Origin of the sequence: Yinghuangia seranimata (genome assembly GCF_029953285.1) — a bacterium.
In the GTDB taxonomy this organism is placed as follows: domain Bacteria; phylum Actinomycetota; class Actinomycetes; order Streptomycetales; family Streptomycetaceae; genus Yinghuangia; species Yinghuangia seranimata.
In genome coordinates this window covers 26754-41295 of sequence record NZ_JASAOI010000082.1, presented here as the reverse complement: position 1 = coordinate 41295, position 14542 = coordinate 26754, and the positions used below count along the sequence as shown (strand labels likewise).

The 14542-nt window shown below is 72.9% G+C and carries 14 protein-coding genes; 2 read left to right on the top strand and 12 right to left on the bottom strand.

Going from position 1 to position 14542, the window contains the following annotated elements; genetic code table 11:
• The first annotated feature begins 3 nt into the window (after positions 1 to 3).
• The gene (locus QI554_RS40005) at positions 4 to 831 is read left to right on the top strand and encodes a helix-turn-helix domain-containing protein (protein ID WP_281477674.1); all 828 of its coding nucleotides are present in this window, start codon (positions 4 to 6) and stop codon (positions 829 to 831) included.
• On the opposite strand, the gene QI554_RS40000 is transcribed toward QI554_RS40005, so the two are convergent.
• The 12 genes from QI554_RS40000 to QI554_RS39945 form a co-directional block, all read right to left on the bottom strand.
• On the bottom strand, positions 809 to 1738 hold the full coding sequence (locus QI554_RS40000) for a LysR family transcriptional regulator (RefSeq protein ID WP_281477672.1): 930 nt from the start codon (positions 1736 to 1738) through the stop codon (positions 809 to 811). The two genes, QI554_RS40005 and QI554_RS40000, sit on opposite strands and share 23 nt — an antisense overlap.
• 165 nt (positions 1739 to 1903) lie before the next feature.
• Entirely contained in the window at positions 1904 to 2818 is a 915-nt protein-coding gene (locus tag QI554_RS39995) for an SGNH/GDSL hydrolase family protein (protein ID WP_281477671.1), read from the bottom strand.
• A 131-nt stretch (positions 2819 to 2949) separates the two neighbouring features.
• The gene (locus tag QI554_RS39990; protein ID WP_281477669.1) at positions 2950 to 4794 is read right to left on the bottom strand and encodes an LVIVD repeat-containing protein; all 1845 of its coding nucleotides are present in this window, start codon (positions 4792 to 4794) and stop codon (positions 2950 to 2952) included.
• Between the two features lie 56 nt (positions 4795 to 4850).
• Entirely contained in the window at positions 4851 to 6125 is a 1275-nt protein-coding gene (gene kynU / locus QI554_RS39985; protein ID WP_281477667.1) for a kynureninase, read from the bottom strand.
• Positions 6122 to 7183: a 4-hydroxy-2-oxovalerate aldolase gene (dmpG, locus tag QI554_RS39980; protein ID WP_281477665.1), complete on the bottom strand. Its 1062-nt coding sequence runs from the start codon at positions 7181 to 7183 to the stop codon at positions 6122 to 6124. The genes kynU and dmpG overlap by 4 nt, the downstream gene beginning before the upstream one ends.
• The gene (locus tag QI554_RS39975) at positions 7180 to 8109 is read right to left on the bottom strand and encodes an acetaldehyde dehydrogenase (acetylating) (RefSeq protein ID WP_281477664.1); all 930 of its coding nucleotides are present in this window, start codon (positions 8107 to 8109) and stop codon (positions 7180 to 7182) included. Before QI554_RS39975 ends, dmpG begins: the two co-directional genes overlap by 4 nt.
• Entirely contained in the window at positions 8106 to 9140 is a 1035-nt protein-coding gene (locus QI554_RS39970; protein ID WP_281477663.1) for an amidohydrolase family protein, read from the bottom strand. The genes QI554_RS39975 and QI554_RS39970 overlap by 4 nt, the downstream gene beginning before the upstream one ends.
• Positions 9137 to 9772: a 3-hydroxyanthranilate 3,4-dioxygenase gene (locus tag QI554_RS39965; protein ID WP_281477662.1), complete on the bottom strand. Its 636-nt coding sequence runs from the start codon at positions 9770 to 9772 to the stop codon at positions 9137 to 9139. Before QI554_RS39965 ends, QI554_RS39970 begins: the two co-directional genes overlap by 4 nt.
• Positions 9773 to 9812: 40 nt before the next feature.
• Positions 9813 to 10241, bottom strand: coding sequence for a RidA family protein (locus QI554_RS39960; RefSeq protein ID WP_281477701.1), 429 nt, complete (start codon positions 10239 to 10241; stop codon positions 9813 to 9815).
• A 23-nt stretch (positions 10242 to 10264) separates the two neighbouring features.
• Positions 10265 to 11047 carry a 2-keto-4-pentenoate hydratase gene (locus tag QI554_RS39955; protein WP_281477661.1) on the bottom strand — a complete coding sequence of 261 codons (783 nt, stop codon included), beginning with the start codon at positions 11045 to 11047 and terminating at the stop codon, positions 10265 to 10267.
• Positions 11044 to 11853, bottom strand: coding sequence for a 2-keto-4-pentenoate hydratase (locus QI554_RS39950; RefSeq protein ID WP_281477660.1), 810 nt, complete (start codon positions 11851 to 11853; stop codon positions 11044 to 11046). The genes QI554_RS39955 and QI554_RS39950 overlap by 4 nt, the downstream gene beginning before the upstream one ends.
• Positions 11850 to 13340, bottom strand: a complete 1491-nt coding sequence (locus QI554_RS39945) for a 2-hydroxymuconic semialdehyde dehydrogenase (protein WP_281477658.1) — start codon at positions 13338 to 13340, stop codon at positions 11850 to 11852. The genes QI554_RS39950 and QI554_RS39945 overlap by 4 nt, the downstream gene beginning before the upstream one ends.
• 160 nt (positions 13341 to 13500) lie before the next feature.
• On the opposite strand from QI554_RS39945, the gene QI554_RS39940 reads away from it, so the two are divergent.
• The gene (locus QI554_RS39940; protein WP_281477656.1) at positions 13501 to 14442 is read left to right on the top strand and encodes a LysR substrate-binding domain-containing protein; all 942 of its coding nucleotides are present in this window, start codon (positions 13501 to 13503) and stop codon (positions 14440 to 14442) included.
• The last annotated feature ends 100 nt before the right edge of the window (positions 14443 to 14542 follow it).

Sequence of the window (14542 nt, the reverse complement as noted above, 5' to 3'; positions counted from 1 at the left end):
TCCATGGCACGAGGCGGCGTTACCGGCGACGCGGCGGCGAAGGAGACCGTCGCGGCGTGGCGCCCTGAAGTGCCCGGTGTCGCCGAGGTGCTGTACGCCCGGTTCATCGAGCACGCCTACCCCGCGCACACGCACGACACCTGGACGGTCCTGCTCGTCGACGACGGCATGGTCCGCTACGGGCTCGACCAGCGCGAGCACGGCGCGCCGACCGACACCGTCGCGCTGCTGCCGCCGCACGTCCCGCACACCGGCCGGGCCGTGCACGAGACCGGGTTCCGCAAGCGCGTGCTGTACCTGGACGAGGACCAGCTGGGCACCGAGCTGATCGGCGCCGCCGTGGATCGGCCGAGCGTGCGGGATCCCGCGCTGCGCCGCCGGCTGCACCAGCTGCACGGCGTGCTCGGGCAGCGCCATGAGGAACTGGAGGCGCAGAGCCGCCTCACGCTGATCCGCGAGCGGCTCACCCAGCACCTCACCGACCGGGTCGGGCCGCCGGAGGCGCCGCGGGACCGGCGGCTCGCCGGCCGGCTGCGCGAGCTGCTGGACGCGCGCGTCGCGGACGGCGTCACGCTCGACGAGGCCGCGGCCGTGCTGGGCGCGAACCCGGCGTACCTGGTGCGCGCGTTCCACCGCGAGTACGGACTGCCGCCGCACCAGTACCTGACCGGCCGCCGCGTCGACGTCGCGCGCCGCCTCCTGCTTGCGGGGCAGCGCCCGTCCGAGGCGGCGGTGGCCGCCGGCTTCTACGACCAGTCGCACCTCAACCGGCACTTCCGCCGGGTGCTCGGGACCAGCCCGGGCCGGTTCATCCGGCAGCCGGATCGGTGACCTGCGGGATTCCCTTCGCGACGGCGATCTCCGCGGCGACCTCGGCGAACGCGCGCACCCGGTGCAGCTCGCCCGACGTGCGCCAGACCAGGCCCCACAGGATCGGGTCGGCGTCCCTGATCGGGACGTAGGCGAGGCTCGGGCGCCGGTAGAACTCGACGACGTGCTCGGACGCGAACGATATGCACTGCTCGGTCGCGACCATCGTCAGCAGTTCCTGGAACGTGGCGGCGCTCGGCCCGCGGCGGATGGGCGCGCCGCTCTTCGTGAACGCCGGAGCGTGCCCCTGCTGCCAATAGGCGGGCACCGGCGCGCTCGCGTCCACCGAGACGACCAGCTCGTCCGCCAGGTCCTCCAGCGACACCGACTCGCGGCCGGCGTACCGGTGCCGGGCGGAGACGCACAGCACGTTGCCCTCGCGGTGGACGACCGGCCCGACGGTCAGGTCGGGCTCGCGCACCGGCATCCACAGCACCGACAGGTCGATCTCGCCCGACCGCAGCCCGCCGAACGGGTCGCTGAAGTGGACCTCGCGGATCTGCACCTCGCAGTCGGGGTGCCGCTTGGCGAACCCGTCGAGGACGTCGATCAGCAGGTGCCCGACGGCGCCCATGATGCCGACGCGCAGCACGCCGCCGACACCGCGCGCGGTCGCCCGGGCCCGCTCGATCGCGTCGCCGATGCCGTCGTAGAGCGGCCGCAGGTCCTCGTACAACCGCGCGCCGAGGGGAGTGAGCAGCACCTTGCGGCTGGTCCGCTCGAACAGCGGAGCGCCGACGTAGCGCTCGATCTTCTGGATGGTCTGGCTGACCCGGGCCCGGGACACCAGCAGCCGGTCGGCCGCGCGCGCGAAGTGCAGCTCTTCGGCGACGGCCAGAAACGCTTCGATCTCGTGGCGTTCGAGCACGCCCGGCCCCTCCCCGCATCGCGCCTACGGTCGACCTCGTGGGTGGTCGTTCAGACCGCCGATTGTGTCACCGGCGGGGCGCTGGGGCGGGGGAGGGGCCGGACATCCCGGAGAAAACCGCCGGTTTCCGCGTTGTCTGGACAGTCCCCGGAGTTTCAAGACGCCCTACAGGGCGGCCCGCAGGACCGCCGCGTAGTTCGCCTCGCCGCGCTGGTTCGGGTGCAGCGGCGCGGCCAGGTTGGTCGGTACGAAGCCCTCGATCCAGCGGGCCGACGAGGACCGGCAGATGTCGTGCCCGGCGCTCGGGCCGCGCACGTCGACGTACTGCGCGCCGTGCGCGGCGGCCTGCGTGGCGATGACGGTGTTCAGCCGGTCGACGTTGGCCTGCAGGTAGTCGGCGTCGGTCGGCAGCACGGGCTGGACCGGCCAGCAGCCGCCGGGCTTGACGTACAGGCCGTACCCGGTGACGACGACCCGCGCCGCGGGGGCCTTGGCGTGGATCGTGTCGAGCACCGTCGCGAGCCGGGGCCCGACCGCGTCGACGCGCTGCGCGACCTGGTCGACGCCGCCCGCGGTGTAGCGGCTCTTGCAGGTGGCCGCGAACGGGTTGAGGTTGACGCAGTCCTGGGCGACCCCGACCAGGCCCGCGTCGTTGCCGCCGATGGTGAGGGTCACCAGCGTCGTGTCGGCGGACAACGCGTCGAACTGCGGCGCCGCGTACCCCATGTCGACGCCGAGCAGCGACAGGTGCTGCGGCGACGTCATGTCGCCGGTGTCGGCGCCGCTGCACGTGACGTCGCGCAGTTCGTCGACGCCGAGCGAGGCGGCCAGTTCGTGCGCGTAGTTGTGCGTGGACCGTGCGCACGCCAGCGGCCCGGTGACGTCGGGGATCAGCGGCCCCGACGCCATCGAGTCCCCGAGCGCGACGTACACCTCGCGTTCCACGGCGGCGGAGGCCTGTCCGGCCCCCGCCCCCACGGCCAACCCCGCGAGCGCCACGGCTGCGAGCACGCCCCGGCCGACCCCGAGCCGCCGACTGATCACCGTGCGCCAGAACCCTTGCCGGTACGAGGACTTCATGTTTCCCCCTACTGATGGCGGAGAGCGGAATGCGCTGCCGCACATCATGCAGGCTGGGAATGTCCCGGTTAACTGGCCGGTACGGCAGAAATCCGCACCGCGGGTTGTGACGCGTGACAAGCCGGAACGAGTCAGAACTGGCTGTTGCGGAACGGCTGTTCGGGTGCGCCGAGGTTCGGCTTGCCGAGCACGTCGCGCGACGACAGCGCGTAGATGCCGTGGTTGGTCAGGACCCACACGATGTTGCGGTCCCACTCCACGTACACGCCGTGCGTCTGGTTGCCCTTGGCCCAGTCGGGGAACGTGCCGTCCTCGGTCGGCCAGTCCTTCGTCGTCGTGCCGTACGCCTTGGGCACGAAGTACGCCTCGATCTCCGGCTTCGCGGGGTTCTTGACGTCGAAGATCTGCGCGCCGGCGTTGTAGAAGCCGTACACCAGCGTCCCGTTGTCGTGCTTGCCCGGGTTGGTGTAGTAGCCGGTGCGCTTGGGGCCGAAGCTGCCGCGCCGCTGGCAGTAGTCCGTCATGCCGGACGACTTCGGCGGCGTCGGCCTGGGCAGCTGCCCGACGATGCGCGGCGCCGCCGGGTCGCGCACGTCGACCTGGAAGACCGGCTTGTAGGGCTCGTAGCAGTCCTCGGTCAGCGGGTAGCCGGACACGTAGACCATGCCGGTCTTCTCGTACTGCGACACGTCGATGTTGTCGCCCTCGGTGCCCGCGACCGACGGCGGCAGGTCGAGGTGCGAGACCTGCTTCATGTGCGCGGGGTCGGAGATGTCGAGGACGGTCATGCCGAAGCCGCCCTGCACGGCGAACGCGTACCGTCCGCCCTGCTCGACGGGCTTGGGGACGAACAGCGGCATGCGCGCGCCCATCCAGCTCGTGCGGTTGCCGCAGCGCGGGTTCTTCGCGTACGCGGCGTCCTCGCCCTTGACCTGGCCGGGGAGGTGCCAGGTGTCGAGCAGCTTGGGGTGCGCCGGGTCGGACATGTCCCACGACTGGTAGCCGGCCGAGTGCAGGTTGGTCGGGTACTCGGTGTTGGAGTAGGTGTCGTTGGGGGCGACGGCGATGAACATGTACTTGCCGCCGTCCCACATCGGGACGTCGAGTGAACCGGACCCCTGCTGCGGCTTGGTGAGGTCGCTGTGCAGCGGGTCCTGCTGCGTCGAGTCGGTGGAGACCGTCGCGAGGAGCTGCCAGTCCTTCTTGGTGGGGCCGTTGAGCTTGAAGACCTTGAAGCCCTTCAGGCCGAGTTTGGCGCGCACCGCGGCGACGCCCGCCTGGTTGTCGAACTTGTCCTTGCCGGGCTCGGGTTCGAGCTCGTGGATCTGCCGCTTGTCCTCGAACGACATCACCATCACGTACGCGTTGAGCGCGGCGTTCCACTGGATCGTGGTGCCGCCCCAGTAGTCGTAGGCGTTCCACGAGCCGTTGGCCTTCGACTCGTCGCCGTCGACGTCGTTGCGGCTCATCCGCTCGACGACGGTGACGTGCTTGACGTCGGTGATGTCGTAGACGCGCCCTTCGGAGCGGTCGTACTGGAACATGTACCGGCGGCCGTTGAAGTCGACGATGTTCTGCCACGTGTGGAAGAAGTCCGGGGTGAAGGCCTCGCCCTCGTAGGACGCCTCCACCTTGACGTTCTTGCTGTAGGACCGGCCGTCGTAGTCGTCCATGCGGCCCGGGAACGCGTGCGGGTTCTCCTCGTCGACCGGGGTCGCGGCCGGGCTGAGGAAGCTGCCGTCGAGCTGCATGCCGTAGCTGCCGGGGTCGACCGGCTCAGGGCGGCGGTTCTCGCAGACGAACGGGATGTTCGGGTCGGTGCCGTCGGGCGCGGCGGCGACGGGCGCCGTGCGCGGGGTGCCGCCGCCGGACGGCGCGAGCAGGGCGGCGGTCGTCGCGGTCGCCACGGCGGCGGCGACGAACGCCCCGGATCTGCGGCCGAGCGGTGGACGGGGGAGGGATCTGGGCGTGCGCATATAACGGTCCTTCCTCGGGGGATGTGCGGAGGGCCGGTGCAGGGGATGGGGGTTGCTCAGGTCACGGTCGCGCGGGCCGCGTACCTGTCGTCGGCGTACTCGCCGCCGGCTGTGACGCGCAGCAGCTCGGCGACGACGCCGTACACGTCGCGGTGCGTGACGTACAGCGCGTTGAAGCCGAACCGGAGGATGTCCGGCGCCCGCATGTCGCCGATGAAGCCGTGCGCGGTCAGCGCCTGCACCATCGGGTAGGCGTGCTCGTGCCGCAACGAGACCTGGCTGCCCCGGCGTTCGGGCTCGCGTGGGGTCGCCACGGTGAAGCCCAGGCCGTCCAGGAGGATGTCGGCGCAGTCCAGGAAGAACCCGGTCAGGGACAGCGACTTGGCGCGCAGCTCCGGCAGTTCGACGCCGTCGAACGCGGTCAACGCCGCCTCCAGGGCGAGCATCGACAGCAGCGGCGGCGTGCCGATCCGGGCCCGGGTGATGCCGGACGCCGGGGTGTAGGTGCCCTCCATCGCGAACGGCGCGGCGTGGCCGTGCCATCCGGTGATCGCGTGGTCGAACGCGTCCTGGTGGCGGGCGGCGACGTAGACGAACGCGGGCGCGCCGGGGCCGCCGGACAGGTACTTGTAGCCGCAGCCGACCGCGAAGTCCGCTTCTATCGCGTCGAGTTCGACGGGAAGTGCGCCCGCGGCGTGGCACAGGTCCCACAGCACGACCGCGCCCGCGCCGTGGACGGCGGCGGTGAGGGCGGCGGTGTCGTACAGCTCGCCGGTGCGGTAGTCGACCGGGCCGTACGCCGCGACCGCGACCCGGTGGCCCTCGGCCGCCAGCACGTCCGGGAGCTCGGCGACCGGTACGCGGCGCACGGTCAGCCCGAGGACGCGCGCGACGGCGTCGGCGATGTACTGGTCGGTGGGGAAGTGGTCCGGGTCGGTCAGCAGCAGCGTGCGGTCGGGGCGCAGCCGGGCGGCGGCGGTCAGCGCGTTGTAGAGCTGCACGCTGGTGGAATCGCCGCACACGACCTGGCCGGGCGCGGCGCCGACGAGCCGGCCGATCGCGTCGCCGATCCGGGTCGGGGCGTCCCACCACGCGTTGTCGTTCCACGAGCGGATCAGGTCGGTGCCCCACTGGCGGCGCACGGCGTCCTCGACGGCGGGCGGCACGGCGGCGGGCAACGCGCCGAGCGAGTTGCCGTCCAGGTAGACGACGCCGTCGGGGAGCAGGAAGCGGTCGCGCAGGTGGGCCAGTTCGTCCGCGGCGTCGAGCAGCGCAGCCCGGTCGGCCAGGCGCTTCAGCGCGCCGGCGACACGCGTGTCGGGGTCGGTCACGGCTGCTCCTTCCGGGCCGCCTCGGCGCGCGCGACCAGGTCGAGCGCGACGTCCGGCAGCAGGTCCTCCTGGCCGCCGACCATGCGGCGCGCGCCGACCTCGACGAGGATGTCGCGCGTGTCGACGCCGTAGCGGGCCGACGCGACCTCGGCGTGCCGCAGGAAGCTCGAGTACACGCCCGCGTAGCCGAGCGTGAGGGTCTCGCGGTCGACCCGCACCGGGCGGTCCTGGGTCGGCCGCACGAGGTCCTCGGCGGCGTCCATCAGCGGGAACAGCGAGCAGCCGTGCTCCCAGCCGAGCAGGTCCATGACGGCGACGAACGGCTCGAGCGGCGCGTTGCCGGCGCCGGCGCCCTGCCCGGCGAGCGACGCGTCCACGCGCCGCACGCCGTTCTCCACCGCGACGACGCTGTTCGCGACGCCGAGCGCGAGGTTGTGGTGCGCGTGGATGCCGATCTCGGTCGCCGGGTCGAGCACGTCGCGGTACGCGCGCACGCGGTCGCGTACGCCGTCCATGGTCAGGCGGCCGCCGGAGTCGACGACGTAGACGCAGTGCGCGCCGTACGACTCCATGAGCCTGGCCTGCGCCGCGAGGAGCTTCGGCTCGGCCATGTGCGACATCATCAGGAAGCCGGACACGTCCATGCCGAGCTCGCGGGCCAGGCCGATGTGCTGGGCGGAGATGTCGGCCTCGGTGCAGTGCGTCGCGATGCGGATCGACGCGACGCCCAGGTCGCGGGCGCGACGCAGGTCGTCGGCGGTGCCGATTCCGGGCAGCAGCAGCGACGTCAGCTTCGCGCGGGTGAGCACGGACGCGGCGGCCTCGAGCCACTCCCAGTCGGTGTGTTCGCCCGGCCCGTAGGTGAGGGAGCCGCCGGACAGGCCGTCGCCGTGCGCGACCTCGACGGCGTCCACGCCGGCCGCGTCGAGTGCGGCGGCGATCGCACGGACCTGGTCGAGGGTGTAGCTGTGCCGGATGGCGTGCATGCCGTCCCGCAGTGTCACGTCCTGCACGTAGACGTGCGGAGTCGGGGATATGCCTGTGGAGTCGGTGGTCATGCGGCGGCCCTCCCGGCGGCCAGGTGCTCGGCGGTGCGCAGCGCCGCCGCCGTCATGATGTCGAGGTTCCCGGCGTACGCAGGCAGGTAGTGCGCGGCGCCCTCCACCTCCAGGAACACGCTGACCTGCCAGCCGCCTTCGGCCAGCCCGGCCATGCGCGCGGCACGGTCGGACGCGGCGACCGGCAGGAACTGGACCTCCTGTTTGAGCCGGTAGCCCGGCACGTACGCCCGGACCCGCTCGACCATCCCGTGCACGGACTCCCGGACCGCGTCCGCGTCGGCCTCGGGCACCAGGCAGTGCACGGTGTCGCGCATGATCAGCGGCGGTTCGGCCGGGTTGAGGACGATGATCGCCTTGCCGCGGCGCGCGCCGCCCAGTTCCTCCAGGGCGCGCGCGGTGGTCTCGGTGAACTCGTCGATGTTGGCGCGTGTGCCGGGGCCCGCGGACCTCGACGAGATGGACGCGACGATCTCCGCGTACGCGACCGGCGCGACCGCGCTCACCGCGGCGACGACCGGCACGGTGGCCTGGCCGCCGCAGGTGACCATGTTGACGTTGGCCGCGTCCAGGTGCGCGCCGAGGTTGACCGGCGGCACGACGTACGGGCCGATCGCGGCGGGCGTCAGGTCGACGAGCCGCTTGCCGTGCGCGGTGAGCGTGTCGTGGTGGTGCCGGTGGGCCTTCGCGGAGGTGGCGTCGAAGACGATGCCGATGTCGGCGAACTCGTCGAGCTTCACGAGGCCTTCGACGCCGTCGGCGCTGGTGGCGACCTTGAGGCGGCGGGCTCGGGCGAGGCCGTCCGAGTCCGGGTCGATGCCGATCATCGCGGCCATCTCGAGGTGTTCCGCGCCGCGGATCACCTTGATCATCAGGTCGGTGCCGATGTTGCCCGAGCCGATGATCGCGACCTTGGTACGGGTCATCGGGAGACCTCCGAGGGGAGCGTGCGGGTGCCGGCCAGGTGTTCGAGGCCGAACAGCCGTACGGCGTTGGCGCCGAGCAGCAGGGCCTGGTCGGTCGCGGACAGCGCGCTGGACCGGATCAGCGCGCCCGGCTCCGCCTCGCCGAGCGGGAACGGGTAGTCGGTGCCGAGCAGCACCCGGTCGGCGCCCATCACCTCGACGAGCAGCCGCAGCGAACGCTCGTCGAACACCGCCGAGTCGACGTGGAACCGGTCCAGGTAGCCGGACGGCGGCAGCGCGCTGTCCTTGCGCACGATGTCCCGCCGGTGCCACGCGTTGTCGGCGCGGCCCAGCAGGTACGGGAACGCGCCGCCGCCGTGCGCGAACACCAGCTTCAGGTCGCGCGGCAGCCGTTCGAACGCGCCGGACAACGCCAGCCGCAGGATCGACAGGTGGGTCTCGGCGGTCATCCCGACCAGCCACGCCAGCATGTACTGGTCGGTGCGGCTGTCGGCGGCCATGTCCCACGGGTGGACCAGCACCGCGGCGCCCTCGTGCGCGCAATGCGCCAGGAACTCCACGACCGCGCCGTGGTCCAGGTCGCGCGGGCCGACGTGGTTGCCGAGGTGGACGCCCTTGTGCCCGGCGCGCACCGCCTTGCTGACCGCCTCGCAGGCGGCCTCGGTGTCCTGCAGCGGCACCTGGCACAGCGGCACGAGGCGGTCGGGGGCGGCGGCGCAGTGCTCGAGCATCCGCTGGTTGACGAGGTCGCACCACTCGGCGGCGCGCGCCACGTCGGCGTCGTACCCGAACATCAGCGGGGTGCTGGACACCACCTGGACGTCGACGCCCACGGCGTCCATCTCCGCGACGCGGACGGCGGGGTCCCACAGGGCCTGCGTGACCGGGCGGTACTCGGTGTCGCCGGCCATCATCATGCCGGTGCCGTCGCCGTGGTCGCGCAGCCACGGGCCGTCCTGGTCGCGCAGCACGCGCGCGTCGGCGCGGGAGATCCGGGGGAAGACGTGCGCGTGCACGTCGATGACGGTCATGGTGCGGGGGCTTCCTGACGGTTCGTGGGGTCGTCGGGTGTTCCGGGCCCGCCGGCTTCCGCGGCGGTCCGGGCGGTCTGCGGCCGCAGCTCCTCGGGCCAGTCGCGGCCCGGGTGCAGGGCGCCGCAGTGCGGGCAGGTGCGCGCGGCGTCGTCGCCGTAGAAGGCGGCGAAGAGCGGCGGCAGGTCGTCGACGATCGACTGGAGCTGCACCTCGCTGCGGTGCACCAGCCGGTGGCACGCCGTGCAGTACCACTCGAACGCGTCGCGCACGCCCTCCGGACGGGCGAACTCGACGACCAGGCCGATGCTGCCCGGCTCCGGGCGCTGCGGCGAGTGCCGCAGGTGGGCCGGGGCGAGGAACACGTCGCCCTCGCGGATGGGGATGTCGCGCGGCGGCTCGCCGTCCTCCTCGTGCACGCGCAGCACCATGTCGCCGCGCAGCTGGTAGAAGAACTCCTCGATCGGGTCGTCGTGGAAGTCGGTGCGCCGGTTGGGGCCGCCGACCAGGGTCACCATGAGATCGGCGTCCTGCCACACCTGCACGTTGCCGACCGGGGGCTTGAGCAGGTGCCGGTTCGCGTCGATCCAGGCGTTGAGGTTGAACGGGGCGCGCGGCCTTGCGCCGGACATGGGCGCTCCTCGGTGTCTCTCGGTGTCTGGTGACGATCGGTCAGCGGGCCGGTGCGGAGATCGAACGGGGTGATCCGCCCGGAATTTCCGGAAGGTACGCGGTCGCGCTGATCTCGATCAAGAGGTGCGGATGGGGGAGCTGGTGCACGGCCACGGTCGTGCGGGCCGGGCCGGTCTCGTCGAAGAACTCGGCGTAGACCTCGTTGTAGCCGCCGAAGTCGTTCATGCTGACCAGGTACGTCGTGACGTTGACGAGGTCGGTGAGCGACCCGCCCGCGGCGGCGAGGACGGCGCCGATGTTCTCGATCACCGCGCGGGTCTGGGCGCGGATGTCGAGGTCGGTGACGCCCATCGGGTCCGCGGAGGCGCCGGCGAACGTGCCGTCGGGGCGGCGCGAGCTGGTGCCGGAGACGAAGACCAGGTCGCCCGCGCGGCGGAAGTGCGGGAAGCGGCCGCGGGGCACGGCCATGCCGGGCACGACGAGCGCGTCGGTCACGACGCCTCCCGCGGCACGGACGCGGTGACCTCGACGGCGCCGAGGCCGGTGACCGTGGCCCGCACGTGCGCGCCGGGGGACAGCGGCACGGCGGCGGTCGCGGCACCGGCGAGCACGACCCATCCGGGCTGCAGGGTCGTCCCGGCCGCCGCCGCGAGCCGGGCCGCGGCGGTGAGCGACCGCACCGGGTGCCCGAGGATCGCGGCGGTCGAGCCGGCCTGCGCGAGCCGGCCGTCGACCTCCAGCAGGACGCCGAGGTTGTCGACGTCGCGGACCGGTTGCCAGGCGCCCACCGCGAAGCCGGCGGAGGACGCGTTGTCCGCGACGACCTCGGGAAGCGTGAACGAGAAGCCTGTATACCGCGAGTCGATGATCTCGAGCGCGGGCGCGACCGCGGCGACGGCGGCGAGCGGTTCGGTGTTATCCGCTCCCGCGCCCAGCGGTTTGTCGAGCAGGAACGCGACCTCGGGCTCGATCCGCGGGTGCAGCAGCGCGCCGACGTCGACCGTGCCGCCGTCCGCGACCCGCATGCCCTCGGTGAGCCAGCCGCTGATCAGGTCGTGCACGCCCATCTGCCGCATCTTGGCGACCGAGGTGAAGCCGAGCTTGAACCCGGCGATCCGGTCGCCGCGGTCGAGCCTGCGGCGCACGAGCGCGCGCTGCACCGCGTAGGCGTCGGCCAGCGACACGTCCGCGAGCTCGGTCGGCCCGGAGAGCGGCTTGCGCCCGGTCGCGGCGTCGTCGAGGGCCGCCGACCAGCCGTCCACACGTCCGGTCATTCGTTGGCTCCGTTCTTCGCGAACGCGGCACGGACGCTGCCGAGCCCCTGGATCCGCGCCTCCATGACATCGCCCGGTGCGGCCGCGACCATCGGGCCCAGGGCTCCGGTCAGTACCGTGTCCCCGGCCCGGAGCGGATCCCCGAGCTTGACGAGTGCGTCGGCCAGCCAGAGCGCGGCGTTGAGCGGATGCCCCAGGCATGCCGCCCCCGCGCCGACCGAGACCTGTTCGCCGCGGCGTTCCATGACCATCCCGGCCTCGCGCAGGTCGATGTCCCGCAGCAGGGTCGGGCGGCCGCCGAGCACGTACAGGCCCGACGAGGCGTTGTCGGCGACGGTGTCGACGATGGTGATGTCCCAGTCGCGGATCCGGCTGCCGACCACCTCGATCGCGGGCAGCACGAACGCGACCGCGCGGATCACGTCCGCGACCGTGTGCCGCTCGTGCGCCAGGTCGTGCTCGAGGACCAGCGCGACCTCCGCCTCGGCCCGCGGCTGGAGCACCGCTCCGACCGGGATCTCCGCGCCGTCCGGCACCGCCATGTCGTCGAACAGCACCCCGAAGTCGGGGCTGTCCACGCCGAGCTGGGCCTGCACGGCGGCCGACGTCAGCCCGATCTTGCGGCCGACGACCCGGTGCCCCGCGGTCATCCGTCGTTCGGTCTGGAGCTGCTGCACCTGGTACGCCGCGGCCACGTCCCCGCGCGGCAGCACGTCCCGCACCGGCGGACACGGCGTCCCGTTCCGCCGCGCCCAGTCCAGCTGATCGGCGGCTTCCTTCAGCGCTTTCGCGCGTTCGTCGGTCACAACTTCACACACACATTCGTCGGTTCGGAGAAGAACTCGAGGGAGTGGACGCCGCCTTCGCGGCCGATTCCGGAGGACTTGACGCCGCCGAAAGGGGTGCGCAGGTCGCGCAGGTTCCAGCAGTTGACCCAGGCGATGCCGACCTCCAGGCGCGGCGCGACACGGTGGGCGCGGGAGACGTCGGAGGTCCAGACGGTCGCGGCGAGGCCGTACGGGCTGTCGTTGGCCAGCCGGACCGCCTCGTCCTCGGTGTCGAACGGCGCGAGGTGGCAGACCGGTCCGAAGATCTCCTCGCGGACCACCGGGTGGGACTCCGGCAGGCCGGCCAGCACGGTCGGCTCGACGTAGAACCCGCCGTCCCGGTCGTCGCCGAACTCCGGTACGCCGCCGCCCGCGAGGACCGCGCCGTCGGCGGCGGCCCGCCCGTAGTAGCCGAGCACCTTGGCGCGGTGCTCGGCGGAGACCAGCGGCCCGAGCCGGGTCGCGTCGTCGTACGGCCGGCCGAGCACCAGGTCCGCGGCGCGGGCCGCCAGCGCGGCGGCGAACTCGTCGAAGATCTCGCGCTGCACGTACACCCGCTCGGTGCACAGGCACACCTGGCCGCCGTTGGTGAAGGCGGACGCGACGGTGCCCTCGACGGCCTTGTCCAGGTCGGCGTCGGCGAAGACCAACCCGGCGTTCTTGCCGCCGAGTTCGAAGGAGACCGGGGTGAGGTTGCGGGCGGCGGCGCGCATGATCGCGGTGCCGGTGCGCGTCTCGCCGGTGAAGGCGATCGCGTCGACGCCCTCGTGCGCGGTGAGGAACTCGCCCGCGCTGCCCGTACCGAGGCCGTGCACGAGGTTGAACACGCCTGCGGGCACGCCCGCTTCGTCCATCACCTCGGCGAGCAGGGTGGCCGTCGACGGCGTCAGCTCGGACGGTTTGGCGACGACGGTGTTGCCGGCCGCGAGCGCCGGGGCGACCTTCCACGTCAGGAGCAGCAGCGGCAGGTTCCAGGGGGACACGACCGCGACGACCCCGAGCGGGCGGCGCACGGTGTAGTTCAGCGCGCCGAGGCCGTCGGGGGTGGTGGTGCGGTACGCCTCCTCGGCGCGGCCGAGGGCGAGGTCGGCGTAGCTGCGGAAGTTGGCGATGCCGCGCGGGATGTCGACGGTGGAGGCGAGCGCGTACGGCTTGCCGGTGTCGGCGATCTCGGCGGCGGCGAACTCCTCGAAGCGCGCCTCGATGCCGTCCGCGACCCGGCGCAGGACGCGGCACCGCTCGGCGGTGTCCATCGCGCCCCAGGGCCCGGTCAGCGCGGCACGCGCGGCGGACACCGCACGGTCCACGGTGGCCGCGCCGGCCTGGGGGACGCGGCCGAACGCGCGCCCGGTGACCGGGTCGACGAGCTCGAACGGGTCGCCTTCGCTCGTGGCGTCGAACCGGCCGCCGACGTAGTGCTCCCATCGGGTCGGCTGCGGCGCGGTGCGGGGCGGCGGCAGGGGCACGGGAACGCTCTCCCTCGGAACAGGCGGATCCGGGCCGAACCGCTGGGGGCCGGAACCGTGGCGCGATTGCTTACAGCACGCATCATGGAGCCGCCGAGCCATGCCGAACCAATGCTGATTCTGCTGGCTCGTATATCCACATCGGTATAACGTGGCCGACATGACCTCGCTCGACCTGCTGGACGGCCGCCTCAAGTTCCGGCACCTCACGCTGGCCACCGCGATCGCGGACCACGGCAGCGTCGTGCGCGCCGCCGAGGCCCTGCACCTGACCCAGCCCGCCGCGACCCGCAGCCTGCGCGAGCTGGAGGAGCTGGTCGGCGCGCGGCTGTTCGAGCGCGGCCCGCGCGGCATGACGGCGACGGTGTACGGCACGGCCTTGGTCGACCACGCGCGGCTGATCCTCGCCGAGGTCCGCCGCGCCGGCGAGCACCTCGCGGGGCTGCGCGAAGGCCAGACCGGCACGGTCACGGTCGGCACGCTCCTGGCCGGCACCAGCGTCCTGCTGCCGCGCGCGGTCGCGGCGCTCAAGCGGGAGCGGCCGCAGGTCACCGTGGTGGTGCGGGAGGCCACGTACGACGTCCTCTACCAGCAGCTGCTGGCGGGCGAGGTGGACCTGGTCGTGGGGCGCCTCAGCCCGCCGCCGGAGCCGGGGCGGGTACGGCAGCACACGCTGTACCACGAGCCGATCCGGCTGATGGCCCGCCGCGAGCACCCGCTGCACGCCGCCCGCGGCGAACTGGCACTCGCCGACACGCTCGCCCACCCGTGGATCCTGCCGCTTGAACAGACCACGCTGCGCGGTGAGTTGGAGGGCGTCTTCGACCGGCACGGCCTGCCGCTGCCGACGGACCGGGTGGAGTGCACGTCGATCCTGACGGTGCGCGCACTGCTGACGGCGACCGACATGATCGCCGCCCTGCCCGAACTGGTCGTCACCGGCGACGACCGGCTCGCGGCCCTGCCGGTCGCGCTGGAGTCGGTGCGCAGGACCGTCGGCACGACGCTGCTCGCCGACCGGCCCGCGACCCCGGCGGTCCGCGAGTTCCTGCGGCACCTGGAGACGGAGGGCGACGCGCTGCGCGCGGCGTTGAAGGGGTGATGCCGGAGGGGCGGTGCGGTCGGAGCTTCCCCACTCCGTTCCGCACCACCCCCAGCGACTCCCCGGGCGGCCTGGCGTACTTCCCCGACGGCCGCCGCCC

What these genes read in the sequence shown, in the direction of transcription:
- QI554_RS39960 (WP_281477701.1), bottom strand. Translation starts at nt 10,241, where the DNA reads ATGGCCGTGCCCCGCGGCCGCTTCCCGCACTTCCGCCGCGCGGGCGAC.
- QI554_RS39990 (WP_281477669.1), bottom strand. Translation starts at nt 4,794, where the DNA reads ATGCGCACGCCCAGATCCCTCCCCCGTCCACCGCTCGGCCGCAGATCC.
- QI554_RS39940 (WP_281477656.1), top strand. Translation starts at nt 13,501, where the DNA reads ATGACCTCGCTCGACCTGCTGGACGGCCGCCTCAAGTTCCGGCACCTC.
- dmpG (WP_281477665.1), bottom strand. Translation starts at nt 7,183, where the DNA reads ATGACCACCGACTCCACAGGCATATCCCCGACTCCGCACGTCTACGTG.
- QI554_RS39965 (WP_281477662.1), bottom strand. Translation starts at nt 9,772, where the DNA reads ATGTCCGGCGCAAGGCCGCGCGCCCCGTTCAACCTCAACGCCTGGATC.
- QI554_RS40005 (WP_281477674.1), top strand. Translation starts at nt 4, where the DNA reads ATGGCACGAGGCGGCGTTACCGGCGACGCGGCGGCGAAGGAGACCGTC.
- QI554_RS39970 (WP_281477663.1), bottom strand. Translation starts at nt 9,140, where the DNA reads ATGACCGTCATCGACGTGCACGCGCACGTCTTCCCCCGGATCTCCCGC.
- QI554_RS39995 (WP_281477671.1), bottom strand. Translation starts at nt 2,818, where the DNA reads ATGAAGTCCTCGTACCGGCAAGGGTTCTGGCGCACGGTGATCAGTCGG.
- QI554_RS39955 (WP_281477661.1), bottom strand. Translation starts at nt 11,047, where the DNA reads ATGACCGGACGTGTGGACGGCTGGTCGGCGGCCCTCGACGACGCCGCG.
- QI554_RS39975 (WP_281477664.1), bottom strand. Translation starts at nt 8,109, where the DNA reads ATGACCCGTACCAAGGTCGCGATCATCGGCTCGGGCAACATCGGCACC.